At 70.8% G+C, this 24,873-nt stretch carries 24 protein-coding genes and 3 pseudogenes; 17 read left to right on the top strand and 10 right to left on the bottom strand.

Going from position 1 to position 24,873, the window contains the following annotated elements:
* Nucleotides 1–19: 19 nt before the first annotated feature.
* The 5 genes from ACWDAG_RS01480 (at nucleotide 20) to ACWDAG_RS01460 (ending at nucleotide 4,562) form a co-directional block, all read left to right on the top strand.
* Entirely contained in the window at nucleotides 20–1,234 is a 1,215-nt protein-coding gene (locus tag ACWDAG_RS01480) for an acetyl-CoA C-acetyltransferase (protein ID WP_099932695.1), read from the top strand.
* A gap of 50 nt (nucleotides 1,235–1,284) precedes the next feature.
* Nucleotides 1,285–3,459 (top strand): 3-hydroxyacyl-CoA dehydrogenase NAD-binding domain-containing protein, encoded by a 2,175-nt coding sequence (locus ACWDAG_RS01475; protein WP_450693533.1) that lies wholly within the window; start codon nucleotides 1,285–1,287, stop codon nucleotides 3,457–3,459.
* Nucleotides 3,460–3,631: 172 nt separating this feature from the next.
* Nucleotides 3,632–3,823 carry a hypothetical protein gene (locus tag ACWDAG_RS01470; RefSeq protein ID WP_450693532.1) on the top strand — a complete coding sequence of 64 codons (192 nt, stop codon included), beginning with the start codon at nucleotides 3,632–3,634 and terminating at the stop codon, nucleotides 3,821–3,823.
* The gene (locus tag ACWDAG_RS01465) at nucleotides 3,742–4,044 is read left to right on the top strand and encodes a thiamine pyrophosphate-dependent enzyme (protein WP_450693933.1); all 303 of its coding nucleotides are present in this window, start codon (nucleotides 3,742–3,744) and stop codon (nucleotides 4,042–4,044) included. The genes ACWDAG_RS01470 and ACWDAG_RS01465 overlap by 82 nt, the downstream gene beginning before the upstream one ends.
* Nucleotides 4,041–4,562 (top strand): hypothetical protein, encoded by a 522-nt coding sequence (locus tag ACWDAG_RS01460; RefSeq protein WP_450693531.1) that lies wholly within the window; start codon nucleotides 4,041–4,043, stop codon nucleotides 4,560–4,562. The genes ACWDAG_RS01465 and ACWDAG_RS01460 overlap by 4 nt, the downstream gene beginning before the upstream one ends.
* Here ACWDAG_RS01460 and ACWDAG_RS01455 read toward each other — a convergent pair.
* Nucleotides 4,452–5,270, bottom strand: coding sequence for a MerR family transcriptional regulator (locus ACWDAG_RS01455; RefSeq protein ID WP_450693530.1), 819 nt, complete (start codon nucleotides 5,268–5,270; stop codon nucleotides 4,452–4,454). The two genes, ACWDAG_RS01460 and ACWDAG_RS01455, sit on opposite strands and share 111 nt — an antisense overlap.
* A 217-nt stretch (nucleotides 5,271–5,487) precedes the next feature.
* Between ACWDAG_RS01455 and ACWDAG_RS01450 the strand changes: the two genes are divergently transcribed.
* The 3 genes and pseudogenes from ACWDAG_RS01450 (at nucleotide 5,488) to ACWDAG_RS01440 (ending at nucleotide 8,206) form a co-directional block, all read left to right on the top strand.
* A complete protein-coding gene (locus ACWDAG_RS01450; protein ID WP_450693529.1) occupies nucleotides 5,488–6,954 on the top strand; it encodes an amino acid permease in 1,467 nt (488 codons plus the stop codon).
* Nucleotides 6,955–7,220: 266 nt separating this feature from the next.
* Nucleotides 7,221–7,307, top strand: a pseudogene (locus tag ACWDAG_RS01445) (Appr-1-p processing protein); the annotation flags it as partial.
* Nucleotides 7,304–8,206: a PfkB family carbohydrate kinase gene (locus tag ACWDAG_RS01440; protein ID WP_450693528.1), complete on the top strand. Its 903-nt coding sequence runs from the start codon at nucleotides 7,304–7,306 to the stop codon at nucleotides 8,204–8,206. The pseudogene ACWDAG_RS01445 and the gene ACWDAG_RS01440, both read left to right, overlap by 4 nt.
* A 93-nt stretch (nucleotides 8,207–8,299) precedes the next feature.
* Here the strand turns inward: ACWDAG_RS01440 and ACWDAG_RS01435 are convergent, their stop codons facing one another.
* Complete coding sequence (locus tag ACWDAG_RS01435) at nucleotides 8,300–9,787, bottom strand: M1 family metallopeptidase (protein WP_450693527.1); 1,488 nt, start codon at nucleotides 9,785–9,787, stop codon at nucleotides 8,300–8,302.
* A 196-nt stretch (nucleotides 9,788–9,983) separates the two neighbouring features.
* Here ACWDAG_RS01435 and ACWDAG_RS01430 point away from each other — a divergent pair, with 196 nt between their 5' ends.
* The gene (locus ACWDAG_RS01430) at nucleotides 9,984–11,933 is read left to right on the top strand and encodes a Xaa-Pro dipeptidyl-peptidase (protein WP_450693526.1); all 1,950 of its coding nucleotides are present in this window, start codon (nucleotides 9,984–9,986) and stop codon (nucleotides 11,931–11,933) included.
* A gap of 111 nt (nucleotides 11,934–12,044) precedes the next feature.
* Here the strand turns inward: ACWDAG_RS01430 and ACWDAG_RS01425 are convergent, their stop codons facing one another.
* On the bottom strand, nucleotides 12,045–13,001 hold the full coding sequence (locus tag ACWDAG_RS01425; RefSeq protein ID WP_450693525.1) for an FAD-dependent oxidoreductase: 957 nt from the start codon (nucleotides 12,999–13,001) through the stop codon (nucleotides 12,045–12,047).
* Between the two features lie 66 nt (nucleotides 13,002–13,067).
* Here ACWDAG_RS01425 and ACWDAG_RS01420 point away from each other — a divergent pair, with 66 nt between their 5' ends.
* From ACWDAG_RS01420 to ACWDAG_RS01410, 3 genes are all read left to right on the top strand, one after another.
* Nucleotides 13,068–14,099 carry an oxidoreductase gene (locus ACWDAG_RS01420; protein WP_450693524.1) on the top strand — a complete coding sequence of 344 codons (1,032 nt, stop codon included), beginning with the start codon at nucleotides 13,068–13,070 and terminating at the stop codon, nucleotides 14,097–14,099.
* A gap of 203 nt (nucleotides 14,100–14,302) precedes the next feature.
* Nucleotides 14,303–15,943 (top strand): ABC-F family ATP-binding cassette domain-containing protein, encoded by a 1,641-nt coding sequence (locus tag ACWDAG_RS01415; protein ID WP_450693523.1) that lies wholly within the window; start codon nucleotides 14,303–14,305, stop codon nucleotides 15,941–15,943.
* Nucleotides 15,944–16,033: 90 nt separating this feature from the next.
* Nucleotides 16,034–16,510: a DUF1003 domain-containing protein gene (locus tag ACWDAG_RS01410; protein ID WP_450693522.1), complete on the top strand. Its 477-nt coding sequence runs from the start codon at nucleotides 16,034–16,036 to the stop codon at nucleotides 16,508–16,510.
* A gap of 10 nt (nucleotides 16,511–16,520) precedes the next feature.
* On the opposite strand, the gene ACWDAG_RS01405 is transcribed toward ACWDAG_RS01410, so the two are convergent.
* Both ACWDAG_RS01405 and ACWDAG_RS01400 read right to left on the bottom strand, forming a co-directional pair.
* A complete protein-coding gene (locus ACWDAG_RS01405; protein WP_450693521.1) occupies nucleotides 16,521–16,958 on the bottom strand; it encodes an SRPBCC family protein in 438 nt (145 codons plus the stop codon).
* A complete protein-coding gene (locus ACWDAG_RS01400; RefSeq protein WP_450693520.1) occupies nucleotides 16,955–17,278 on the bottom strand; it encodes an ArsR/SmtB family transcription factor in 324 nt (107 codons plus the stop codon). The genes ACWDAG_RS01405 and ACWDAG_RS01400 overlap by 4 nt, the downstream gene beginning before the upstream one ends.
* Nucleotides 17,279–17,396: 118 nt before the next feature.
* Here ACWDAG_RS01400 and ACWDAG_RS01395 point away from each other — a divergent pair, with 118 nt between their 5' ends.
* Nucleotides 17,397–17,819, top strand: a complete 423-nt coding sequence (locus ACWDAG_RS01395) for an SRPBCC family protein (protein ID WP_450693519.1) — start codon at nucleotides 17,397–17,399, stop codon at nucleotides 17,817–17,819.
* A 53-nt stretch (nucleotides 17,820–17,872) separates the two neighbouring features.
* Complete coding sequence (locus tag ACWDAG_RS01390) at nucleotides 17,873–18,451, top strand: TIGR03086 family metal-binding protein (protein ID WP_450693518.1); 579 nt, start codon at nucleotides 17,873–17,875, stop codon at nucleotides 18,449–18,451.
* Here the strand turns inward: ACWDAG_RS01390 and ACWDAG_RS01385 are convergent.
* The 4 genes from ACWDAG_RS01385 to ACWDAG_RS01370 form a co-directional block, all read right to left on the bottom strand.
* On the bottom strand, nucleotides 18,361–19,044 hold the full coding sequence (locus tag ACWDAG_RS01385) for a putative glycolipid-binding domain-containing protein (RefSeq protein ID WP_450693517.1): 684 nt from the start codon (nucleotides 19,042–19,044) through the stop codon (nucleotides 18,361–18,363). The genes ACWDAG_RS01390 and ACWDAG_RS01385 overlap by 91 nt on opposite strands.
* A gap of 145 nt (nucleotides 19,045–19,189) precedes the next feature.
* Nucleotides 19,190–21,610, bottom strand: coding sequence for a Tex family protein (locus tag ACWDAG_RS01380; protein WP_450693516.1), 2,421 nt, complete (start codon nucleotides 21,608–21,610; stop codon nucleotides 19,190–19,192).
* A 100-nt stretch (nucleotides 21,611–21,710) separates the two neighbouring features.
* Complete coding sequence (locus tag ACWDAG_RS01375; RefSeq protein ID WP_260327084.1) at nucleotides 21,711–21,842, bottom strand: LPFR motif small protein; 132 nt, start codon at nucleotides 21,840–21,842, stop codon at nucleotides 21,711–21,713.
* 72 nt (nucleotides 21,843–21,914) lie between these two features.
* Nucleotides 21,915–22,784 (bottom strand): SCO6745 family protein, encoded by an 870-nt coding sequence (locus ACWDAG_RS01370; protein WP_450693515.1) that lies wholly within the window; start codon nucleotides 22,782–22,784, stop codon nucleotides 21,915–21,917.
* 105 nt (nucleotides 22,785–22,889) lie between these two features.
* On the opposite strand from ACWDAG_RS01370, the pseudogene ACWDAG_RS01365 reads away from it, so the two are divergent.
* Both ACWDAG_RS01365 and ACWDAG_RS01360 read left to right on the top strand, forming a co-directional pair.
* Nucleotides 22,890–23,059: pseudogene (locus tag ACWDAG_RS01365) on the top strand (helix-turn-helix domain-containing protein); the annotation flags it as partial.
* Nucleotides 23,053–23,386 (top strand): annotated as a pseudogene (locus ACWDAG_RS01360) (DJ-1/PfpI family protein); the annotation flags it as partial. The pseudogenes ACWDAG_RS01365 and ACWDAG_RS01360, both read left to right, overlap by 7 nt.
* Here ACWDAG_RS01360 and ACWDAG_RS01355 read toward each other — a convergent pair.
* On the bottom strand, nucleotides 23,364–24,113 hold the full coding sequence (locus ACWDAG_RS01355; protein ID WP_450693514.1) for an enoyl-CoA hydratase/isomerase family protein: 750 nt from the start codon (nucleotides 24,111–24,113) through the stop codon (nucleotides 23,364–23,366). The pseudogene ACWDAG_RS01360 and the gene ACWDAG_RS01355 overlap by 23 nt on opposite strands.
* Before the next feature lie 245 nt (nucleotides 24,114–24,358).
* Between ACWDAG_RS01355 and ACWDAG_RS01350 the strand changes: the two genes are divergently transcribed.
* Nucleotides 24,359–24,868 (top strand): ATP-binding protein, encoded by a 510-nt coding sequence (locus ACWDAG_RS01350; protein WP_450693932.1) that lies wholly within the window; start codon nucleotides 24,359–24,361, stop codon nucleotides 24,866–24,868.
* The last annotated feature ends 5 nt before the right edge of the window (nucleotides 24,869–24,873 follow it).

The following is a 24,873-nucleotide window of genomic DNA, read 5'->3' as shown; positions in this document are numbered from 1 at the left end:
CACCCCGAAAGGCTTTCCAGTGAGCACCGAAGCGTACGTGTACGACGCGATCCGCACCCCGCGCGGCCGCGGCAAGGCGAACGGCTCCTTGCACGGCACCAAGCCCATCGACCTGGTCGTCGGACTCATCCACGAGATCCAGGGCCGCTTCCCCGGCCTGGACCCGGCGGCGATCGACGACATCGTGCTGGGCGTCGTCGGCCCGGTCGGCGACCAGGGCTCCGACATCGCCCGCATCGCCGCCGTCGCCGCGGGCCTCCCGGACACGGTCGCCGGCGTACAGGAGAACCGCTTCTGTGCGTCCGGTCTGGAGGCCGTCAACATGGCCGCCGCCAAGGTCCGTTCGGGCTGGGAGGACCTGGTCCTCGCGGGCGGCGTCGAGTCCATGTCCCGGGTGCCGATGGCCTCCGACGGCGGCGCCTGGTTCAACGACCCGATGACCAACCTCGCCGTCAACTTCGTGCCGCAGGGCATCGGCGCCGACCTGATCGCCACCATCGAGGGTTTCTCGCGCCGTGACGTCGACGAGTACGCGGCGCTCTCCCAGGAGCGGGCGGCCACGGCGTGGAAGGAGGGCCGCTTCGACCGCTCCGTCGTCCCCGTGAAGGACCGCAGCGGTCTGACGGTCCTCGACCACGACGAGCACCTGCGCCCGGGCACCACCGCCGACTCCCTCGCCAAGCTGAAGCCGTCCTTCGCGGACATCGGCGAGCTCGGCGGCTTCGACGCCGTGGCCCTGCAGAAGTACCACTGGGTCGAGAAGATCGACCACGTCCACCATGCGGGCAACTCCTCCGGCATCGTCGACGGCGCCTCGCTGGTCGCGATCGGTTCGAAGGAGGTGGGGGAGCGGTACGGGTTGCGGCCGCGCGCGCGGATCGTCTCCGCCGCCGTCTCCGGCTCAGAGCCGACGATCATGCTCACCGGTCCCGCGCCCGCCACCCGCAAGGCCCTCGCCAAGGCCGGACTGACCATCGACGACATCGACCTGGTCGAGATCAACGAGGCCTTCGCCGCAGTCGTCCTGCGCTTCGTCAAGGACATGGGCCTGTCCCTGGACAAGGTCAACGTCAACGGGGGCGCGATCGCCCTCGGCCATCCGCTCGGCGCGACCGGCGCCATGATCCTCGGCAGCCTCGTCGATGAACTGGAGCGCCAGGACAAGCGCTACGGCCTCGCGACCCTCTGCGTCGGCGGCGGCATGGGCATCGCCACGATCGTCGAGCGCATCTGAACACCCGGCGGAACCAAGAGACTTCAGAGACTTCTACGGAGACCCCCGTCATGACGCAGAGCACCACCATCCGCTGGGAACAGGACCGCACCGGCGTCGTCACCCTCGTACTCGACGACCCGAACCAGTCCGCGAACACCATGAACCAGGCGTTCCGCGACTCCCTCGCCGTGATCACCGACCGCCTGGAGGCCGAGAAGGACTCCATCCGCGGCATCATCCTCACCTCCGCCAAGAAGACCTTCTTCGCCGGCGGCGACCTGCGCGACCTCATCCGGGTCACCCCCGAGACCGCACAGGACCTCTTCGACGGCGGCATGGCCATCAAGCGCAACCTGCGCCGCATCGAGACCCTGGGCAAGCCGGTCGTCGCCGCGATCAACGGCGCGGCCCTCGGCGGCGGTTACGAGATCGCGCTGGCCTGCCACCACCGGGTCGCGCTCGACACCTCCGGCACGAAGATCGGCTGCCCGGAGGTCACCCTCGGCCTGCTCCCCGGCGGCGGTGGCGTCGTGCGCACCGTACGCCTGCTGGGCATCGCCGACGCGCTGCTGAAGGTGCTGCTGCAGGGCACCCAGTACAACGCCCAGCGCGCCCTGCAGAACGGCCTGATCCACGAAGTGGCCGCCACCCAGGACGAGTTGCTCGCCAAGGCCCGCGCCTTCATCGACGCCAACCCCGAGTCGCAGCAGCCCTGGGACAAGCCCGGCTACCGCATCCCCGGCGGCACCCCCGCGAACCCCAAGTTCGCCGCCAACCTGCCCGCCTTCCCCGCCACCCTGCGCAAGCAGACGAACGGCGCCCCCTACCCGGCGCCGCGCAACATCCTCGCCGCGGCCGTCGAGGGCTCCCAGGTCGACTTCGAGACGGCGCAGGTCATCGAGGCGCGGTACTTCGTGGAGCTGGCCGCCGGCCAGACGTCCAAGAACATGATCCAGGCCTTCTTCTTCGACCTCCAGGCCGTCAACTCCGGTGCCAACCGTCCCAAGGGCATCGAGTCGCGTCCGGTCCGCAGGGTCGCCGTCCTGGGCGCCGGGATGATGGGCGCGGGCATCGCGTACTCGTGCGCCCGTGCGGGCATCGAGGTGGTCCTGAAGGACGTGTCGCTCGAGGCGGCCGTCAAGGGCAAGGGCTACTCCGAGCAGCTGTGCGCGAAGGCCGTCTCCCGGGGCCGTACGACGCAGGAGAAGGCGGACGCGCTGCTCGCCCGCATCACGCCGACGGCCGACCCGCAGGACGTGGCCGGCTGCGACGCGGTCATCGAGGCCGTGTTCGAGAACCCGGAGCTCAAGCACAAGGTCTTCCAGGAGATCCAGCACATCGTCGAACCGGACGCCCTGCTGTGCTCCAACACGTCGACGCTGCCGATCACCGCGCTGGCGGAGGGAGTGGAGCGCCAGGCCGACTTCATCGGTCTGCACTTCTTCTCTCCGGTCGACAAGATGCCGCTCGTCGAGATCATCAAGGGCGAGCAGACGGGCGAGGAGGCCCTCGCCCGCGCCTTCGACCTGGTCCGCCAGATCAAGAAGACACCGATCGTCGTGAACGACTCCCGCGGCTTCTTCACCTCCCGTGTGATCGGCCACTTCATCAACGAGGGCGTCGCGATGGTCGGCGAGGGCATCGAGCCCGCATCCGTCGAGCAGGCGGCGGCGCAGGCGGGCTACCCGGCCAAGGTCCTCTCCCTGATGGACGAGCTGACGCTCACGCTCCCGCGCAAGATCCGCAATGAGTCGAAGCGGGCCGTGGAGGAGGCGGGCGGCACCTGGCCGACGCACCCGGCCGAGGCGGTCATCGACTGCATGGTCGACGAGTTCGGGCGTACGGGCCGCAGTGGGGGAGCGGGTTTCTACGACTACGACGAGGCGGGCAAGCGGGTGGGGCTGTGGCCCGGGCTGCGCGAGCACTTCACCAAGCCGGGGCATGAGATCCCGTTCCGGGACATGCAGGAGCGGATGCTTTTCTCCGAGGCGCTCGACACCGTGAGGCTTCTGGAGGAGGGCGTCCTGACGTCGGTCGCCGACGCCAACATCGGCTCCATCTTCGGTATCGGCTTCCCCGGCTGGACGGGGGGCGTGCTGCAGTACATCAACGGCTACGAGGGCGGCCTGCCGGGCTTCGTGGCACGCGCGCGTGAGCTGGCGGACCGCTACGGGGAGCGGTTTGCGCCGCCTGCGCTGCTGGTGCGGAAGGCGGAGAAGGGGGAGCGGTTCGCGGACGCGTGACCCCTTCGGCGGAGGGTTCCCGTCCCCTGGGGGCTGCCGCCCCCAGACCCCCGCTTTCGGCCTGAACGGCCTCGTCCTCAAACGCCGGGCGGGCTGAAAAGATCAATCACGGCCAGGGACACCGCACGCTGACCCGCGAAAGGCTCACACGGCCGCCCCCCGAGGAGCCCCCATGGGGTACCGTCCCGCCCTCGCCCTGCTGGAGATCCTGCGCGACGAGGGCGTGGACCGCGCCGCCGTCGGCCGCGCCCTCGCAGAGCCCGGCCGCCCGGTGGTCGCCGTCTGGGCGACGGCTGCACCCTGTTCGGCCTCCAGGGCCTGTGGAGCGCCGCCCGCCAGTACGTCCCTGTCCTGTTCGTGGTGATGAGCAACGGCGTCCACCAGACCGTCCAGGACACCTACGGGGCGATGGGCAGCCAGGGTGTCTGCCCCGGCACGGAGCTGGGGCCACTGGACTTCACCCAGGCGGCGCGCTTCTTCGGGGTCGACGCCGTACGCGCGGACAGCGCGGACCACTTGCGTGAACGGGTCGCCGGGGCGGGCGAGCTGACGGGGCCGCTGCTGGTCGACGTACCCCTGCGGTGACCCGCTTCCTTGCCCTCGCCCTCGCCGAGCCGGCCCTGTGCACCGGACCGCCCAAGCCGACCGCGCACCGGCTGATCGGTGAGCTGGTCCGGCTCGGCCCGGTCGAGCGCACCGAGGAGGGCGGTTACCGCATCGGGCCCGGGCTGTTCGTGCTCGGCCAGTCGGCGCCGACCGTGCGCGAGCTGCGGGACGAGAACGTGCACCTGGCCGTCCCCGACGGCGCCGACACCCTGTTCCTGGAGAAGGTAACCGGCCACCTCGATCCACGTCCGCGACCACGGCCCCCGCCCCGCGCCGCCCTCTCCGTGACGGGCGGAACCCGCCGCCTCGACGTGGACCATGTGGGCGCGCGGGTGTGCGCTGCAGCACAAGCCCCGACAGGCATGCTCTCGTTCGGACTCAACGCCTCAGGAGGGTCGGCCTTCCTCCGAGACGCCTTCCTCCGAGACGCCTTCCTCCGAGACGCCTTCCTCCGAGACGCCTTCCTCCGAGACGCCTTCCTCCGAGAGGTCGAGTGAGGCGTCGAGCCACTGGTGCACCTCCTCCTTGAGCGACCGCTGGAAGGTCGTCAGCAGCGCCTGCACCACGATGGGCTGCATGTGCGCGGACAGCGACTTCACGTCCTGCTCCGCCCGCTGGGAGACCTCGTCACGGAACAGCTGCGACAGCTCGTGCGCGGCGGCCCGCGAGTGCTCGATCAGTACCCGGCGCGCCGCCAGGATCGCTTCCTCGGACAGCGGTACGTCGAGGAGCTGCACGGCGAGCCGGAGCAGGCCGGAGTCGACGCGGTACGACTCCCCGTCGCGCCGGATCACGTTCATGGCGCACAGCCGCTCCACCTCGTCCTCGGCCAGCGGCCGCCCCGCCCGGCGCCGCAGCTCCGCCGCGCTCACCGTCTCCACGGTGTCCGGCGCCCAGGACGCCACCACGGCCCGGTGGATCGCCAGGTCGTGGTTGCTGAGACCGGGCGGCAGCTGCGCCATGTAACGCTCGATCGCCGCCAGCGTCATGCCCTGGTGCTGCAGCTCCTCGATCAGCGCCAGCCGGGCCACGTGCTGCTGCCCGTAGCGGCCCACCCGGCGCGGACCGATCACCGGGCGCGGCAGCAGCCCCTTGGTGCCGTAGAACCGGACCGTGCGGACCGTGACGCCGGCCCGCGCGGCCAGTTCGTCGATGGTGAGCGTCGGCTCCGCGGTGTCGCTGCCGCTGTCGGTGTCGGTCGTCATGCGCAGCAGTATCGCTGTCACACCAGTACTGCGAAACCCGGTACGAGGGGCGCGTGAGGCTTGTGAGAAGTACCGCTCTGTGATCTATGCCATCGCATGCGTCCTGCCACCCGGGGGAAGGTGCCGCGTTGGTCTGCGCCCCACCGAACGCGCCGACCGAGTACGTCCGGACACCCGAGCGCGACCCGCTCGGGCGCACCAGAGAGTGGAACCACCTGTGAGCAAGGACGCCGTGGACACGGCACAGGCCGCCACCCGGACCGATGCGGCCCAGGCGCCCGCGGACGCGGGTGACGCCGGCTACAGCAAGGACCTCAAGGCCCGCCACGTCAACATGATCGCCATCGGCGGCGCCATCGGCACCGGCCTCTTCCTGGGCGCCGGCGGCCGCCTGCACAACGCGGGCCCGGCCCTCGCGCTCGCCTACCTGGTGTGCGGGATCTTCGCCTTCTTCGTCGTCCGGGCGCTGGGCGAACTGGTCCTCTACCGCCCCTCCTCCGGTTCCTTCGTGTCGTACGCGCGCGAGTTCCTCGGCGAGAAGGGCGCGTATGTCGCCGGCTGGATGTACTTCCTGAACTGGTCGACGACGGGAATCGCCGACATCACGGCGATCGCGCTGTACACGCACTACTGGAGCATGTTCACGAGCATCCCGCAGTGGGCGCTCGCCCTGATCGCGCTGGCCGTCGTGCTCGCCGTGAACCTGATCTCGGTGAAGATCTTCGGCGAGATGGAGTTCTGGTTCGCGATCATCAAGGTCGCCACGCTCGTCGGCTTCATGCTGATCGGCATCTTCCTGCTGGCCACCCGGCACGAGGTCGGCGGCCACACCCCCGGCCTGAGCGTGATCAACGACCACGGCGGGGTCCTCCCGCACGGCCTGATGCCGGTCGTCCTCGTCATGCAGGGCGTGATCTTCGCGTACGCCGCCCTGGAACTGGTCGGCGTCGCCGCGGGCGAGACCGCCGAGCCGGAGAAGGTCGTCCCGCGCGCCGTGAACTCCATCATGTGGCGGGTGGGCCTCTTCTACGTCGGCTCGGTCGTCCTGCTGGCCCTGCTGCTCCCGGGTTCGGTGTACTCGGCGGACCAGAGCCCCTTCGTCACGGTCCTGTCGAAGATCGGCATCCCGGCGGCGGGCGACGTGATGAACCTGGTCGTCCTGACGGCCGCGATGTCCTCGCTGAACTCGGGCCTGTACTCGACGGGCCGCATCCTGCGCTCGATGGCGACGGCGGGCTCGGCGCCCAGGTTCACGGCCCGCATGAACCGCAGCCAGGTCCCCTACGGCGGCATCCTGCTCACCTGCGCGGTGTGCGTGCTCGGCGTCGGCCTCAACTACCTCATGCCGAGCCAGGCCTTCGAGATCGTGCTGAACGTCGCCTCTCTCGGCATCGTCTCGACCTGGGTGATCATCATGATCTGCCACCTGGTCTTCGTCCGCCGCGCCAAGGCGGGCCTGGTCACCCGCCCGTCCTTCCGCCTGCCCGGCAGCCCGGTCACGGAGATCACCACGATCGCCTTCCTGCTCGCCGTACTCGCCCTGATGTGGAACGACGCCGAGGTCGGCCGCAAGACCCTCCTCCTCATCCCCGTGATCGCCGCAATGCTGGTCGCCGGCTGGTTCGCGGTCCGACGCAGGGTCGCACGGGCCGGCGACCGGGAACTGACCGAACTGACGAAGTAGCAGGCCAGGGCCACTGTCAGTGGCATCGCCTACGGTGGCGTCATGTCGGAGATCATCTATGTCCGGGGTGACGCCACCGTTGCGTCCGCATGGCGCCACTGCCCGGAGCCGGAGGGGGCGTACGGTCAGGGACGCGCCCTGAAGGGGCGCGGGGAACTGCGCGACCAGCCACCCACCAACCTGCAGCCACCCAACGTCCGGTGGGCCCACGGCGATATAACCTGCCAACCCGACAGAGCGCCTTGGCGGGCTGCTGGAGGCACATGTCCCGCATCGAACCGCTGATCACCGAGCGTCTCGTGAAGCGGGGCATCAAGGTCTCCGTCTACGACCATGGGGAGGGCCAGAGTTGAGCCGTGAAACCGACGTCCTCGTGCTGGGCGGGGCGGGCGTGGACACCATCGTGTATGTGCCGGAGCTTCCGTTGCCGTACGCCGACAGCTACATGATCGAGTCCGGGATCCGCACCCGCGCCGGACAGACCGGCGACTTCGTGGCCCTCGGGCTCAACGCCCTCGGCCTGCGCGTCCATCACCTCGACATGCTCGGCGACGACCCCGAGGCCGACCTCGTCCGTGCCCTGCACCGGGACAACGGCATCGCGCTCACCGCCGTCTTCCACCCCGCCGGCACCAAGCGCGCGGTCAACCTCGTCGGCCCCGACGGCAGACGCCTGTCGCTGTACGACGTGAGCCGCACACAGGGCGACCACCGCTTCCCGGAGGACATGGTGCGTGCGCTGGCCGGTGCGAGCCGCCATGTCCACGTCGCCATCACCCAACCCTGCGCCGATGCCTTGCCGCTGCTGCGTGAGTCGGGCGCGACCGTCTCCACCGATCTGCACGACTGGGACGGCAAGAACCCGTACCACGAGCCGTTCGCGCAGGCGGCGGACGTCGTCTTCCTGTCCGCCGCCGCCCTGTCCGACCCCGAGCGCACGATGCGCCGGATCGCCGACCGGGGCCGGGCGCAGGTGGTCGTCGCCACGGCAGGCGCGAAGGGCGCGTACCTGCTGGCCGACGACGAGCTCACCCACATACCGCCCGCCACGCCACCCGCACCGGTGGTCGACTCCAACGGCGCGGGCGACGCCTTCGCGGCGGCCTTCCTCTACGGCTGGCTGAACCGCGAAACCCCCACACGCAGCGCCGTGTACGGCACGATCGCGGGAGCCCACGCCTGCACGGTGCCGTCCACGGAGGCGGAGGCGATAGGCCGCGAGGAACTCCTGGCAAGGGGAGCGCCCCTTTAGGGGCGCGGGGGCCGTCACATCAGCGGCTCCGCCGCGGGGCGCTACCAGCCACATCCGGCCCGCAGTCCCCACACCACCGAACCCGGCAAACGCTCAGTGCACGTCGTTCGTAGCCTCGATCTTCTTCCACGACTTCGGTTGCGCGGTGCCGGCCGCCGACTTGGCCATCGCCGCCCCCTTCGCCGCGGGAGCGCTCGGCTTGGTCGGCTGGAACAGCCACGTGTCGAACAACGAGGCCAGCGACTTCCCCGACACCTGCTCGGCATAGGCCTGGAAGTCGGCGACAGAAGCGTTGCCGTACGCGTGCGTCTGCGGCCACCCCTTCAGAATGGCGAAGAACGCGTCATCGCCGACCGCGTTCCGCAGCGCCTGCAGCGCCAGCGCCCCCCGGTCGTAGACAGCGATGTCGAACTGGTTGTCAGGACCGGGGTCACCCGGCTTGACCTTCCAGAACGCGTCGTCCGCGGGGTGCGAGGCGTACACGTAGTCGGCGAGCTGCTGCGTCGTGCCCTCGCCCTCGTGCTCCGACCACAGCCACTGCGCGTACCGCGCGAAGCCCTCGTTGATCCAGATGTCCTTCCAGCCCTTCAAGGACACGCTGTCGCCGTACCACTGGTGCGCCAGCTCATGCACGACCACCGAGGTGTTGGAGCCGTTCGCGAACTGCTTCGGGCTGTAGTACACGCGGGTCTGCGTCTCCAGCGCGTACCCCGTGGTCGTGTTGGGCACGTACCCGCCGGCCGAGCTGAAGGGATACGGCCCGAAGTAGCCGCTCAGCCAGTCCACGAGCTCCCCGGTGCGCTCCACGCTCGCCCGCGCGGCCCCGTCGTTGTCGCCGAGGTCCTTGCTGTAGGCGTTGACGACCGGCACACCGCCCTCGGAGGTGCTGGTCGTGATGTCGAACTTGCCGACCGCCAGTGTGGCCAGATACGTCGCCTGCGGCTTGTTCTCCCGCCAGTTGTAGCGGGTCCAGCCGAGCTTCGAACTCGTCGACTGCAGCGTGCCGTTGGAGATCGCCTGGGTGCCGTCCGGCACCGCCACCGACACGTCGTAGGTCGCCTTGTCGAGCGGGTGGTCGTTGCTCGGGAACCACCACCAGGCCGCCTCGGGCTCGTCCGCCGCGACCGCCCCGTCCGGCGTGCGATGCCAGGCGTTGAAGCCGTACGCGGTCTTGGTGGACGGCACTCCGCTGTAGCGGACCACCACGGTGATCGGCGTGCCCTTGGCCAGCGGAGTCTTCGGCGTCACGACCAGCTCGTGCTGGCCCGAGGTCGCGAAGGACGCCTTGACGCCGTTGACCCGCACCTCGCTGACGTCCAGCAGGAAGTCCAGGTCGAAGCTCGACAGATCCTGCGTCGTCCTGGCCGAGATCGTCGCCGTACCGCCCACCTCGTCCGTCGTGGGCTGGTATTGGAGCCGCAGGTCGTAGTGGGAGACGTCGTATCCGCCGTTGCCGTAGGCCGGGTAGTAGGGGTCGCCGATGCCCGGTGCGCCGGGGGAGTAGCTCGCGGCCGACGCCGGGATCGCCAGCATCAGGGACGCGGCAGCGAGTGCGCCCGGCGTGATGATTCTGCGGTGCACGAAAGCTCCAAGTCGTAGGAGTACGAGGTCTGTTCGGAGCCTATTCAGTCCCTGTGTCCCCGGGCATGTCCATGGCCCCATGTGTCACACGATCGCCATTCGGCCGACATGAGCAGCCGCCTCCGCTTCCCCATGGGCCTCGCAGGCGTCCGATTGCACTCTTCTGCACGGGAGTTGACCGTTGTACCGTCCGCGCATGCCCATACGCATGCGCTTCACGACCTGGAGACCGCTCGCAGCGGCGGCCGTCGCCGCCCTCATGGCAGCGTTCCTCACCCCCGCGGCGGCTCACAGTGCCCCGCGGGAGAGCCGGCCCGTCTACTCCTACGACAACGCCATCCGCGAGGCCGTATGGGTGGACACCGGACTCGACGGGGACGGCGACGGCAAGGCCGACCGCGTCGCCGTCGACATCGTCCGCCCCCGCGAACTTGCCCAGCAGGGCCGCAAGGTCCCCGTCATCATGGATGCCAGTCCCTACTACTCCTGCTGCGGCCGCGGCAACGAGAGCCAGAAGAAGACGTACGACGCGAACGGCGACGTCGTCCAGATGCCGCTCTTCTACGACAACTACTTCGTGCCCCGCGGTTACGCCTTCGTCGGCGTCGACCTCGCCGGCACCAACCGCTCCGACGGCTGCGTCGACGTCGGCGGCCGCGGCGACATCCAGTCCGCGAAGGCCGTCGTCGACTGGCTGAACGGCAGGGCCAAGGCGTACACGACCCGCACCGGCACCACGACCGCCCGGGCGACCTGGACCAACGGGAAGACCGGCATGATCGGCAAGAGCTGGGACGGTACGATCGCCAACGGCGTCGCCGCGACCGGCGTCAAGGGCCTCAAGACCGTCGTCCCGATCAGCGCCATCTCCTCCTGGTACGACTACTACTTCGCCAAGGGTGCCCCGCTCTACGACTCCGGCCCCGACTGGCTCTCGAACTACGTCGACAGCCCCGACGCCCGGGCCAAGTGCGCGGCCGTCCAGCAGAAGATCGTCGACGGGGCCCCGCGCACCGGCGACCGGACGCCGTTCTGGACCGAGCGCGACTACGTCAGGAGCGCGAGCAAGGTGCGGGCCAGCGTCTTCCTCGTACACGGCATGCAGGACCTCAACGTCCGCACCAAGAACCTCGGCCAGTGGTGGGACGCCCTCGCCAAGAACGGCGTCGAGCGCAAGATCTGGCTCTCCCAGACCGGCCATGTCGACCCCTTCGACTTCCGCCGTGCCGCCTGGGTCGACACCCTGCACCGCTGGTTCGACCACGAACTCCTCGGCTACGACAACGGCATCGACCGCGAGCCCATGGCCGACATCGAGCGCCACCCCGACCAGTGGGTGACCTCGCGGTCCTGGCCCCCGAGCGGCACCCGCCCCACGACCCTCCGCCCGGACCAGGGCGCCCAGGCGGGCGTCGGCACCCTCGGCCTGACCAAGGGCGACGGCACCGAGACCTTCACCGACAACCCGCAGCTGAGCGAGACCGACTGGGCCGCGAAGATCGACACCTCGACCCCCGACAAGGCAGGCTTCGTCACCAAGCCCCTCACCCACGACCTGCGGCTGTCCGGCTCCTCCAAGGTCACCGTCACCGCAACCCCCACCACGAAGACGGCCCACCTCTCCGCCGTCCTCGTCGACCTCGGCCCCGACACCATCCGTGACTACGCCGACTCCGCGGAGGGCATCACCACCCTCACCGAGCGCACCTGCTGGGGCGCGAGCACAGCGGGCGACAGCGCCTGCTTCAAGGCCACCGAGGCCAAGAAGACCGCCGTCGACTACACGGTGCTCAGCCGCGGGTGGGCCGACCTCGGCAACTACGCCTCCGACACCAGGGGCGTCCCGCTCACCCCGGGCAAGGCGTACACCATCACCCTGGACCTCGCGCCCACCGACCATGTCGTCCCGACCGGCCACCGCCTCGCCCTGATCGTCGCGGGCACCGACAAGGACCTCATCGACCCACCGGCCGACAAACCGACCCTCACCCTGGACCTGACCCACACCTCGGCCAACGTCCCGCTGGTCGGCGGCGCGGCAGCCTTCGCCCGCGCCACCTCCGGCAAGTCACCGTCCGCACCCGCGGCAACGATGCTGAAGGGCGTACGCGACCCGAGCGCCGCACACCGCGTCCCCATCGGCTAAGCGGGCTGCGCAAAGTCCCCTACGGCTTAGCAGCGGCTCTTAGGGGCGCGGGGAACTGCGCGACCAGCCACGACACAGCCGCAGACGACGAACAACGCACCCCGCGGAGCGCTAGGCGGCCGGGCAAGCCAACCCGGCCGCCTCCCCCGCACATCCCCACGCCACGGTCACACCAGCCCCACCGTGACCATAGTTATGCACCAACACCCGCCCCCCGGGCAGGACTTCCCGCTCCAGCCGCGCAGCGAACCGCGCGGGCCGCAGCCCGACCCGGTGCTCCAGAACCCGCGCCCCCGCGATCTCCGGCCGCAGCGCCGCACACCGCCGCACGATCGCCTCGGCCACCGCCGGATCCGGCTCCAGCGACCAGGCATCCTCCTCGGCCGTACCGCCCAGCACCAGCCGCCCGGGCTGAGGAAAGAAATACGCCATCTCCCCGTCCGCGCCCGTGGAAGTGAGCCACGCGCGGATGCCGGGATTCTCCACGACGACCAACTGCCCGCGCACCGGCCGCACGGACGCATCCGGCACCAGCGAACGCGCCCCCAGCCCAGTGCAGTTGACGACCACCGGCGCGTCCACCTCGGCGAAGCCGGCGACCGTACGCTCCTCGACCACCCCACCCGCCTTCACCAACCGCTCGCGCAGCCACGGCAGATGAGCCGACATGTCGATGAGCGGCAGCCGCGCCCACAGCCCCCTCCCCGCGTACTCCTCGGCCGTCGACACCCGAAGCCCGGGCACCCGGGCAGCCGCCCAGGCCTCGGCCCGGTCGAGATCCGCCTCGCCCAGTACCCCTTCGACCATGCGTACGCCGGTCGACTCGGGCCGCGTCGCCAACTCCTCGTACACATCGAGCGATTGGAGTGCCCATACGCGCGCCCGCGCGACCGGCTCGATCCGGTACGGCCACCACAGCGCGCCCGCAACCGCCGAGGTGGTCGCCTCCACGGGATCCCGCGTCCACACCCGCACCCGTACGCCGCGCTCGGCGAGGACGACGGCCGTGGTCAGCCCGATGACCCCGGCGCCCACCACGATGACATCGTTGTTCCGCACGCTCTCCACGCGGGGACGTTAGCGGAATATGTCATGCCGTGCTCAGACAGCTCCCACTCTGGGGATACTCACAGCATGTCTGCCGAATACGCGACCTTCGGCCTGGCACCGGCGATGCGTGCCGGTGGAGTCCTCGCCAACGGTGACTACCAAGTGCACCGGGACTTCGTGGACTTCATCGTCGACGGACGCCCGCTGCTGTTCCAGCTCTCCGACCTCGACGCCGTCTCCCCGCTCGCCTCCGACATCCCACCCGCGATCTTCACCGAACAGGTCCGCAGCCTCCTCCTGGAGGCGGACCCACCGCTTCCGGACGGCCGTTACGTCATCTACGGCTGCCCCGAGTGCGCCGACCTGGCCTGCGGCGCCGTCACCGCGATCATCGAGCGGGGCGGCCCGGAAGGGGACGACTACATCTGGCGGGACTTCGCCTGGCAGACCGACGAACACGCCGACCTCGAACTCAACGGCTACCACGGCATCGGCCCCTTCCGCTTCCACGGCGCCGAGTACCGCGAGGCGCTGGCCGCCCTCCTCGACGGCGAGTCGCAGGGCGCCCGCCGCCGGGTCCTGCTGATCGGCGCCCGAGTCGCCCTCCTCGCCAAGCTCGCCGCCGCCCTGCGCACCATCGGCATCGGCGCCGACATCGCCCACGACGCCGACGGAGTCCCCGCCGACGAACTGCGCGCCTACGGCGCCGTCGCCTTCGGCCGCGCCATCGCCCAGGAGCAACGCGCCGCCGTACGCCGCTCCTTCGAGCAGGCGGGCGTCGACGTGGTGTACGTCGAGGGGCTCGCCCCGATAGTCCCGCTCCTCGTCGCCCAGATCGAACACGCCCTGGACCGCAGTCCGGCGGAGCAGCGCCGCCTGACCCGTCTGGTGGCGGCCGACGGCGAGGCGGGCGTCGAGGTCACCTCGCCCTGTCGGGTCCGCCTCACCGCGTACCGCCTCGACCGCCTCTACCGCACCCACACCCACGAGGTCTTCGACGGCGTCCTCGAACCGGGCCGCCACCGCATCGCCCTGGACGCCAAGGCGGTGAAGGGGGAGTCGTTCGTGGTGGCACGGACGGCGGGGAGCGTGCTGGTGGAGGCGATGGCGCGGTAGCGCTCCGCTTCGGGAGCGGCGACCGGAGAGGGGGGTGCCGCGAGCTGGCGTCAGCCGTCTGCGGGCCCGTTGTGGCTGGTCGCGGCCCCCACTTTCGGCTCCGCTCGATCGGGGGGACCCCCATCGGGCGGAGCCGCAGATCGACACAGCCCGCGCCCTTCGGGGGCGCGTCCGACGCGACCCGCCCATTAGGATCGCCCTCTGTGACCGCCACTCTCGTCGCCAAGAACCTAGCCGCCGGCCACGGCGACCGCTCCCTCTTCTCCGGGCTCGACCTCGTGGTCGCGCCCGGAGACGTGATCGGGCTGGTCGGTGCCAACGGCGCGGGCAAGTCCACCCTGCTCAGGATGCTCGCGGGGCTGCTCACCCCGGAGCAGGGGGAGCTCAGGCTCTCCCCGCCGACCGCGACCGTGGGCCACCTCCCGCAGGAGCCGGAGCGGCGCCCCGGCGAGACCGTCCGGGAGTTCCTCGCCCGCCGTACCGGTGTCGCGGAGGCCCAGCGCGTGATGGACGAGGCCACGCAGGCCCTGGTCGACGGCGCACCCGGCGCCGACGACGCGTACGCGACCAGCCTGGAGCGCTGGCTCGACCTTGGCGGCGCCGACCTGGAGGAGCGGTCCGAGGAGGTCGCCGACTCCCTGGGCCTGGCCGTGGACCTGGACCAGCCGATGACGTCCCTGTCCGGCGGCCAGGCGGCCCGCGCCGGACTCGCCTCCCTGCTCCTCTCCCGCTACGACGTCTTCCTGCTCGACGAGCCGACCAACGACCTCGACCTGGACGGCCTGGAGCGTCTGGAGCGGTTCGTGAAGAGCCTGCGCGCCGGCACCGTCGTCGTCAGCCACGACCGCGAGTTCCTCACCCGCACGGTCACCAAGGTCCTCGAACTCGACCTCGCCCAGCAGCAGATCACCCTCTACGGCGGCGGCTACGAGGCCTACCTGGAGGAGCGGGACGTCGCCCGCCGGCACGCCCGCGAGGACTACGAGGAGTACGCGGACAAGCGCGCCGCCCTCCAGGACCGGGCCCAGATGCAGCGCTCCTGGATGGACAAGGGAGTCAAGAACGCCCGCCGCAAGGCGAGCAACGACAACGACAAGATCGGCCGCAAGTTCCGCAGCGAGGCCAGCGAGAAGCAGGCTGCGAAGGCCAGGCAGACCCAGCGCATGATCGAGCGGCTCGACGTGGTCGAGGAACCCCGCAAGGAGTGGGAGCTGCGCATGGAGATCGCGTCGGCCCCGCGCTCGGGCGCCGTCGTGGCCACCCTGCGGGACGCCGAGGTGCGGCGCGGCGACTTCACCTTCGGCCCGGTCTCCCTGCAGATCGACTGGGCGGACCGGGTGGCGGTGACCGGGGCGAACGGCGCCGGCAAGTCGACCCTGCTGGGCGCCCTGCTCGGCCGGATCCCCCTGGACGCGGGCGACGCGAGCCTGGGCTCCGGCGTCCTGGTCGGCGAGGTCGACCAGGCCCGCAAGCTGTTCCACGGCACGGAGGTCCTGCTCGACGCGTTCTGCGCCGCCGTACCGGACACCGAGCCGGTCGAAGTGCGCACGCTGCTGGCCAAGTTCGGCCTGAAGTCCGAACACGTCCTGCGCCCGGCGGCGACCCTCTCCCCGGGCGAACGCACACGCGCCGCCCTGGCGTTGCTGCAGGGCAGGGGCGTCAACCTGCTCGTCCTCGACGAGCCGACCAACCACCTCGACCTGCCGGCCATCGAACAGCTGGAGTCGGCCCTCGACGCCTACGAGGGCACCCTCCTTCTCGTCACCCACGACCGCCGGATGCTCGACGCGGTCCACGTGAACCGGCGGCTCGAGGTGGCGGACGGAAAAGTCACGGAGCGCTGAACAGGCGGGTGGCGTCCGCCGCGGCTCGGGCGCGACCGGCCATGAGGGCGCCGCAGGTGATCGAGGCACATCGCGTCACAAGGAGGGGCCATGGGTTCTGAGGCGAAGCGGCCGGCCGTGCGGATCGTGCACGAGCAGGACGTCCTTGCACGGATGCGCGGGACCCAGGACCGGATCGCGGACGCGATCACCGCCTTCGCCGGGACCATGACCTTCGTCTATCTGCACGCCCTGTGGTTCGCGGTGTGGATCGTGTGCAACGAGGGAGCTTTCGGCAAGGGGGCGGTCTGGGACCCGTACCCCTTCGGACTGCTCACCATGATCGTCAGCTTGGAGGCGATCTTCCTGTCCACCTTCGTGATGGTGAGCCAGAACCGGCAGGCCGCCCGCGAGAACGTCCGCGCCGACCTGGACTTCGAGACCAATGTGCGCTCGGAGGTGTGGGCCGTGCACATCGGCCGGTCCCTCGGTGTGGACCCAGCGGAGGTCGAGCAGCGCGTGCAGGAACTGCTCGCGGAGAACCGTGCCCGGATGAACGGCACCCCGCCGCCTCCGCAGCAGAGCTGAGCGGGCCGGCTCACATCCAGTCGTCGGGCCCTGGGGCGCCGCCCGCAGCCACCGTCGCGAGACGGTCGGTGTAGTGCGTCCAGCCCTCCTGGTGCGCGGCAGACGCCTCGGGGGACGGCAGGTCGCGGTGGACCAGGCGGAGGAGAGTGCCCTCGGCGACCGGTTCCAGGGTGATCTCGACCGTCGTGGAGCCGGGCGGCACCGACATCCCGTCGTCGGCCCAGCCCCAGGTGAACACCACCCGCTTCGGCGGGTCGATCTCGATGAAACGGCCCTCCGCGACGTTGTCGCCGTTGACCCGCGTCCGGTACTCGCCGCCGGGCTCGAAGCTGAACGTGCCGTCCGCGCCCATCCAGGACAGCCACTTGTCCCGGTCGGTGAAGAAGGAGAACACCGTCTCCGGTCGCGCGGCGATGAGCCGCTCCACGGTGACCGCATTGACGCTCACGTGTCCGTCCCTTCGCCGCGCTCCGCTCGTTCCGCCGCCTCCGACAGCTGGGCGAGCGTGTCCAGCCTGTCCGCCCACATGGACTGCAGATACGAGGCCAGCGGACCAAGGGCTTCGCGGTCGGCGCGGTAGAAGCGCTTCTTGCCGTCCTGGCGCAGCGTGACCAGACCGGCGTCCCTGAGCACCTTGAGGTGCTGGGAGACCGCACCGAACGTGACGTCGAACCGGTCGGCGATCTCACCCGCCGACCGCTCCTCGTCCCACACCAGGCGGAGGATCTCGCGTCGCCGGGGTTCAGCGACCACCTGTACCGCGTCCATGGAGTTCATTTTAGTCGCCACTTGAATTTGCCGGAGCCTCGTGCCTACATTTTAGTCATCACTAAAACGAAAGTGAGGGCGCCGACCCGCGAGCACCCCTGGAGAAGGAACACACGTCATGCCCGACATCGCGATGCAACCGACCATCGAGGCCGACCCGGAGACCGTGTACACCGCGATCTCCACTGCCGACGGGATCCACGGCTGGTTCACCACCACGGCCTCTGCGGACAAGGGCGTGGGTGGCCTGCACGAGCTGGAGTTCCCGGGTGTACCCGAGCCGTGGCGGCTGCGCGTCACGGAGGCGGAGCCCGGCAAGCGTCTGGTCCTGACGGGCGGGAACGGCCCCTGGACCGGAACCGAACAGGTCTACGAGATCCTCGCGCGCCGGGAGGGCGGTGTCACCCTGCGCTTCACCGACAGCGGCCTCCCCGCCGTCGACGACGCCCACCGCGACTTCACCTACGGCTGGGCGACAAAGTTCGTGCAGCTCAAGCAGTACGCCGAGACCGGCGAGTCCGTGCCCTTCTGCACCTGCTGACCGCAACCGCACCCCAGCCGGCCCGCCAGAAAACACCTGCAGGGAGAGAACCCGTGAACGCCACCCAGCACAGCACACTGCACCCCGCCATCCGCGAGTGCGCCGAAGCCGTCGCCTCGACGGCCTCCGGCATCCGCGAGGAACAGCTCCAGGACCCCACGCCCTGCGAGAAGTTCACCGTCTCCGAGCTCGTCGACCACCTGGGCGGAACCCTCCTGTCCGCCGCGCGCGCCGCCGGCAAGGAGGCGCAGCCCGGCGAGGGCGCCCCCGCCCCGGCCATGACACCGCAGTCGCTGGCCGACTCAGCGGCCCAGGCCACCGAGGCCTGGTCCGACCCGGCTGCCTACGACGGCACCACCGAGTTCGGCCCGGGGGAGATGCCCGCCTCTCTCGCCGCCTCCATCACCCTGCACGAACTCGCCCTGCACGGCTGGGACTTGGCGCGGGCCACCGGCAGCCCCTTCGAGCTCAGCCAGGACACCGCGCGGGCGGCACTCGGCGTGGTCGAGCAGCTCGCCGACCAGGCACGCATCAACGGCAGCTACGGCCCGCCCGTGCCGGTGCCCTCCGACGCCCCCGCCTTCGAGCGTGCGCTCGGCATCAGTGGGCGCAACCCCCGCTGGAACGGCTGACAGCGCGGCTTCAGGCAGGCGCCTCGCCAGTCCGGGACAGTCGACGACGCAGCCGTCCGCGTCGAACTCCAGGTCACCGCGGAACTCGCCGGACGCGAACCGGACGCGAACCGGACACGGCCGCCGCCGTCAGTGCGCCCGAGATGGGTGTCGGTCTGCTGCGACGGCCGTACCACCAGGCCCGGCACCGACACCCACGCCATCAGGAACTCCCGCTCGCCGGGCGCCCGATGAAGGCCGTGGCGCAGCACCGGCATGGTGTTGGTGAGCGGGCACGGGCCCAGATCGCAGTCGAGCGCGCCCTCGACGCCGGGCACCGGTTCGCCGTCCGCGGTCCACCGCCCGGTGTCGTCGCGCCGCAGACCGAGAGTGCGGCTACCGGTCTCGGTCTCCGCGGTGACCGCCAGCCACCGGGTCATGAACCCTTCGCCGGTCTCGAGCGTGTACGAGATCCAGTACGGCTCCGGAACGATCCCGAGGGCTCGGCCACGGGCCGTCAGGGAGCCGTCGGCGAACTCGACCCAGGCGGTCTCGTACCCGCGGCTCCCGAGCACTTCCCAGGTGACGGCGTGTGCGGCAACACTGCCGGTCACTGCCGGTCACTGCCGGTCACTGCAGGTCCGAAAGGGCGCGCAGCGCCGCTTTCCAGGGGCGCGGGGCTGTCACATCAGCGGCTCCGCCGTGGGGCGCGACCAGCCACGACGGGTCCGCAGATTCCCCACGACCAGCCCCCTCAGCTCACCGCTTACCCTTCGGATCAAGCAATCCGGCCCGGCGCAGGGCATCGGCCATCGCACTGTTGGCAGGCGCCGCCGCCTGGCGCGAACCGCCGCCCTGCCCGCCACGACCGCCGCCCTGCCCACCCCGGCCGCTGCCCTGACGCTGCTGCTGCTGCTGCTGCCGCTGCTGAGGCGGACGTGCCCCTCGCTGGCGACGGTCGCCGCCGTCACCCTGCGGCGCGGCCTCGTCGTCCAGCCGCAGCGTCAGCGAGATCCGCTTGCGCGGAATGTCGACGTCCAGCACCTTCACCTTGACGATGTCGCCGGGCTTCACCACATCCCGCGGGTCCTTGACGAACGTCTTGGACAGCGCGGAGACATGCGCCAGACCGTCCTGGTGGACACCGACGTCGATGAACGCCCCGAAGGCCGCCACATTCGTGACCACGCCCTCCAGGACCATCCCGGACGACAGGTCGGAGATCTTCTCGACGCCCTCCTTGAAGGTGGCCGTCTTGAACGCGGGTCGCGGGTCGCGCCCGGGCTTCTCCAGCTCCTTGAGGATGTCGGTGACGGTCGGCAGACCGAACGTCTCGTCCACGAACTCACTCGGCTTCAGCGAACGCAGCACGCCCGTGTTGCCGATGAGCGACGCCACTTCCTGCCCGGACGTCTTCACCATGCGCCGGACGACCGGGTACGCCTCCGGGTGCACGCTGGAGGCGTCCAGGGGGTCGTCGCCGCCGCGGATCCGCAGGAAGCCCGCGCACTGCTCGTACGCCTTCGGACCCAGCCGCGCCACGCTCTTCAGCTGGGTACGGGACTTGAACGGGCCGTTGGCGTCCCGGTGCGCCACGATGTTCTCGGCCAGCCCGGAGGTGATGCCGGAGACCCGGGCGAGCAGCGGGGCGGAGGCCGTGTTGACGTCCACGCCGACACCGTTCACACAGTCCTCGACCACCGCGTCCAGCGAGCGCGACAGCTTCACCTCGGACAGGTCGTGCTGGTACTGGCCGACGCCGATCGACTTGGGGTCGATCTTCACCAGCTCGGCGAGCGGGTCCTGGAGGCGGCGCGCGATGGAGACGGCGCCGCGCAGCGACACATCCATGTCGGGCAGTTCCTGCGAGGCGAACGCGGACGCCGAGTACACGGACGCGCCCGCCTCGGACACCATCACCTTGGTGAGGCCCAACTCGGGGTGCTTGGTGATGAGTTCACCGGCGAGCTTGTCGGTCTCGCGGGACGCCGTGCCGTTGCCGATCGCGACCAGCTCGACCGCGTGTTCCTTCGCGAGGCGGGCCAGCTTGGCGATCGCCTCGTCCCACTTGTTCGCCGGGACGTGCGGGTAGATGACGTCCGTGGCCACCACCTTGCCGGTGGCGTCGATGACGGCGACCTTCACGCCCGTACGGAACCCGGGGTCCAGGCCCAGCGTCGCGCGCGTGCCGGCCGGGGCGGCGAGCAGCAGGTCGCGCAGGTTCGCCGCGAACACCTGCACGGCCTCGTCCTCGGCGGCCGTGCGCAGCCGGAGGCGCAGGTCGATGCCGAGGTGCACCAGGATGCGGGTGCGCCAGGCCCAACGGACCGTGTCCGTCAGCCACTTGTCGCCGGGACGGCCGCGGTCGGCGATCTGGAACTTCGAGGCGACGATGGCCTCGTACGACGAGGGGCCGTCCGTGGGCTCCTCCGGCTCCAGGACGAGGTCGAGGACCTCCTCCTTCTCGCCGCGCAGCATGGCGAGAATGCGGTGCGAGGGCAGCTCGGTGAACGGCTCGGCGAAGTCGAAGTAGTCGGCGAACTTGGCGCCCGCCTCCTCCTTGCCCTCCCGCACCTTGGCGGCCAGCCGTCCGCGTACCCACATGCGCTCGCGCAGCTCGCCGATCAGGTCGGCGTCCTCGGAGAACCGCTCGGTGAGGATCGCGCGGGCGCCGTCCAGGGCGGCCTGCGGATCGGCGACGCCCTTGTCCGCGTCGACGAACGCGGCGGCCGCGGCGAGCGGCTCGACCGTCGGGTCGCCGAGCAGGCCCTCGGCGAGCGGCTCCAGCCCGGCCTCGCGCGCGATCTGGGCCTTCGTACGGCGCTTGGGCTTGTACGGCAGGTAGATGTCCTCGAGCCGCGCCTTGGTCTCGGCGCCGCGGATCTGCGCCTCCAGCTCGGCGGTCAGCTTGCCCTGCTCGCGCACCGACTCCAGGATCGCGGTCCGCCGCTCCTCCAGCTCCCGCAGATAGCGCAGCCGCTCCTCGATCGTGCGCAGCTGCGCATCGTCGAGCATCTCGGTCGCTTCCTTGCGGTAGCGGGCGATGAAGGGCACCGTCGAACCGCCGTCGAGCAGTTCCACGGCAGCCTTGACCTGCCGCTCCCGTACGCCGAGCTCCTCGGCGATCCTGCCTTCGATGGACCCTACGTTGGTGGACCCGCTGGATCCGGGTGTCGTCACGATCCGGTACCGCCTTCTCACTGAGGTTGCGCGGCAATTGTGGCAGGCGGCACCGACACTCGGGGATCAGGGCGGCCACCGGCGAGGCGGGACGGCGGAATCAAGCCCTGTGGCCCCGCGCGGAACCAGAGGCTCCGCCGAAGAGCCGGGCCAGTGCCCGGAAGGGCAGAGTGACGACGGTGGCGATCGCGCCGGCGATCTGCCGCAGTACGTCTGCAATGGCTCGGAACACGAAATTCCCCTTTCCGTCACCCGTTCCCGCCCGGCCGCGGCGGCCGGGCGAGGTCCGGGTACCCGGCTTTCGTCAGTGCTTGCCGATCAGATCCGCCGGGTAGGCCCCGGCGGCGAGTGCGGCCCGCGCGAACCCCGTCCCCAGCTCCGTCAGCCGCGCGACGCCCTCCGCCCCCAGGTGCTCGTACGGCGCCCGGTCCAGCCGGTCCGTCTCCGCCTCGATGTCCGCCCGCAGCGCGAGGCCCCGCTCCGTCAGCTCGCCCGCCTCGTCCAGCAGCCCGCGCTGCCGCAGCCGCCCGCAGGCCGCGTCCCAGTCCTCCTGCTTCCAGCCGCGGCTGCCGAAGACCCACTTCGGCGTCATGCCCTTGCCGGTCGCGGTGTGGGTCACCACCGCCTCCAGACCGTCCAGCTCGGCGGACATCAGCACGGCGAGATGCCCGTCGCCCCGGTGCTCGCGCAGCAGCGTGGTGGCGTGGAAGTACGCCAGATGCGGCTCGTCGGGCACCGGCAGGTCGGCGTAGGCGGCGTACAGGGGCCGGGCGGCGCGCGAACAGGCCTCGGCGGCCCGCAGCGCCAGCCGCGCCGCCTGAGCCATCTCCTCGGACGCCACGGTGTCCTCCCCCAGCAGGCGGCGCAGGGTGGCATCGACGGCACGCGCGCGTGCGGCCAGGACCTGCGCGGGCGTGGCGCTCTCCCATACGGCGGGCACATAGCGGGCCACGAGCTCGTACCTGTAGTTGTAGAACGTCGCCGTCACCGTGCCCGGCCCGACCGGCCCCAGCGCGGCCGCCCGCGCTGCGAGGTTGACGGCCCTGGGGTGTGTGATGCCGAGAGCGCCCAGTTCCCTGCCCAGGTCGGGTGAGAAGTAGTACGTCGCGTGCAGGGAGTTGAGCGCGTTGTGGCAGCGGCGGCCGGCGTGCGCATCGAGGGCGGCAGTAGTCATGACGGGCAGGTTACCGACTGGTTGGTACGGGCTCCAGTGGCGCGCACCCGATGGCAGGAAAGGTGGGGAACTCGTCACTGCAGCCATCCGCCCGCCTCCCAAGAAACGGAGACGGGAATGACACCCGGCCGCTACGTCGACCGCGTCCGCCTCGAACATGCCCGCCGCCTCCTGGAGGACACGGCCGACGGCATCGAGGAGATCTCCCGCGTCGGCGGCCACGGCGCCCCGAGGGAATGCGCCGCGCCTTCGTGAAGGCCCTCGGCACGGCCCCGGGACCTTCACCCAGGCCGAGAACAGGGTTCTCCTGGACTGGCTCCGTGCGGTCGACACGACCACCTTCCTGCGCAGCCGCCCCGACCGGCGAGCACGTCGTGACCGACGGCAAGTACCTCACCGCGGCCGGTGTCTCCTCCGGCCTCGACATGGGGCTGCCCCTGGTCGGCCGGTTCGCGGGCGAGGAACACGCCCAGGCCGTCCAGCTGTTGACCGAGTACGACCCGCGGCCGCCCTACGACGCGGGCTCGCCCGAGAAGGCGCCCGCGCGCCTCGTCGAGGAGTTCCGCTCCAAGAACCGCTTCATCCTGACGTGGTCCAGGTGAAGCGCGGCTGCCTGCGCTCCAGGAACGCGGCGACGCCCTCCACGGTGTCGCCGCTGCCGCGCGCCTGCTGCGTCCAGTACGCGTCCCGGTCGGTGCGCCCGTTCGCGAACTCCTTCGCCGCGGCCTGGGTGAGCTGCGAACGCGCCGCCAGGATCCGGGTGAACTCCGCGACCCGCTTGGCGAGTTCACCCTGGGGCAGCACCTCGTCCACCAGGCCCGTGCGCAGGGCCCGCTCCGCGTCGATCAACTCGCCCGAGAACAGCAGGTACTTGGCGGCGGCCGGACCCACCAGCGACACCAGCCGACGCGTGGAGGAGGCCGGATACACGATCCCGAGTTTCGCGGGCGTCACCCCGAACAGCGCCCCCTCCATGGCGAACCGCAGATCGCAGGCCGCCGCCAGCTGCGAGCCGCCGCCCACGCAGTGCCCGCGGATCGCGGCCAGTGTCGGCTTCGGGAAGGCGGCCAGGGCCTCCTCGGCCCGCACCGCGAGCCCCTGGGCCTCCTCCGGCGACCCCTGCAGCGTGGAGATGTCGGCACCCGCGCAGAACGTCGAGCCCTCCCCGGTCAGCACCAGCGCCCGTACGCCCGGGTCGGCCGCGAGGGTGTCGAGCAGCGGCGGCAGGGCGGCCCACATCGCGGCCGTCATGGCGTTGCGCTTCGCCGGGTGGTGGATGACGACGGTGGCGACCGAGTCGGTGACGCTGTGCAGCAGCTGGGGCTCCATGGCCGGATGCTAGCCGCCGCGCCGGGCACGTGATCAAGATGGGGGCGCCCTAACCCGTACAACCCGAAGAGTTCGCGAAGTCGGCTGAAGCGTGACAGGACCAGTCCCACAACTGACCGTGTCATACGCCAACGGTCATAAGTGCTCGATACCTGCTGACTTGTGTTCAGTCATCCGGAGTGCCGCGGGTCGTTACCAACACTCGACGTGTGGTGACAATCGAGCGCAAGGGTGGCGACCGGACGATGGACAACCATGGGCGCGGGTCCGGCCCACGCCCAGAAGGCGGCGCCGACGCGCCCCGCGACCCGGGGCCCGCGGACCCGCTGCCGTACGAAGGCGTCTGGCGGTTCACCGCGCCCGCCATCGAGCCCTCGGTCCCGCAGGCCCGGCACGCCGTACGGGACCTGCTCCACCGCCAGGGGGTGCCCGTCTCCGACGATCTCGTGTACGGCCTGCTGCTGATCGTCTCGGAGCTGGTCACGAACGCCGTCCGGCACGCGGCGCTGCTGTCGCCGATGCTCGCCGTGGAGGTCGCCGTCGGCGCCGAGTGGGTGCGGGTGTCCGTGGAGGACAACCACCCCTACCGCCCGACCGCTCTGGAGACAGACCACAGCGGCGAGGGCGGCCGGGGGCTGCTCCTGGTCAGCGAGGTCGCCCGGGAGGCGGGAGGCGTGTGCGACGTCGAGCACACGTCGAGCGGCGGCAAGGTGATCTGGGCCGCCCTGCCGCTCAAACCCCTGAGGGTGCTCTGACGGAG

This window comes from Streptomyces sp. NPDC001157, assembly GCF_053598255.1.
This window is presented reverse-complemented; position numbering and strand designations above follow the sequence as displayed.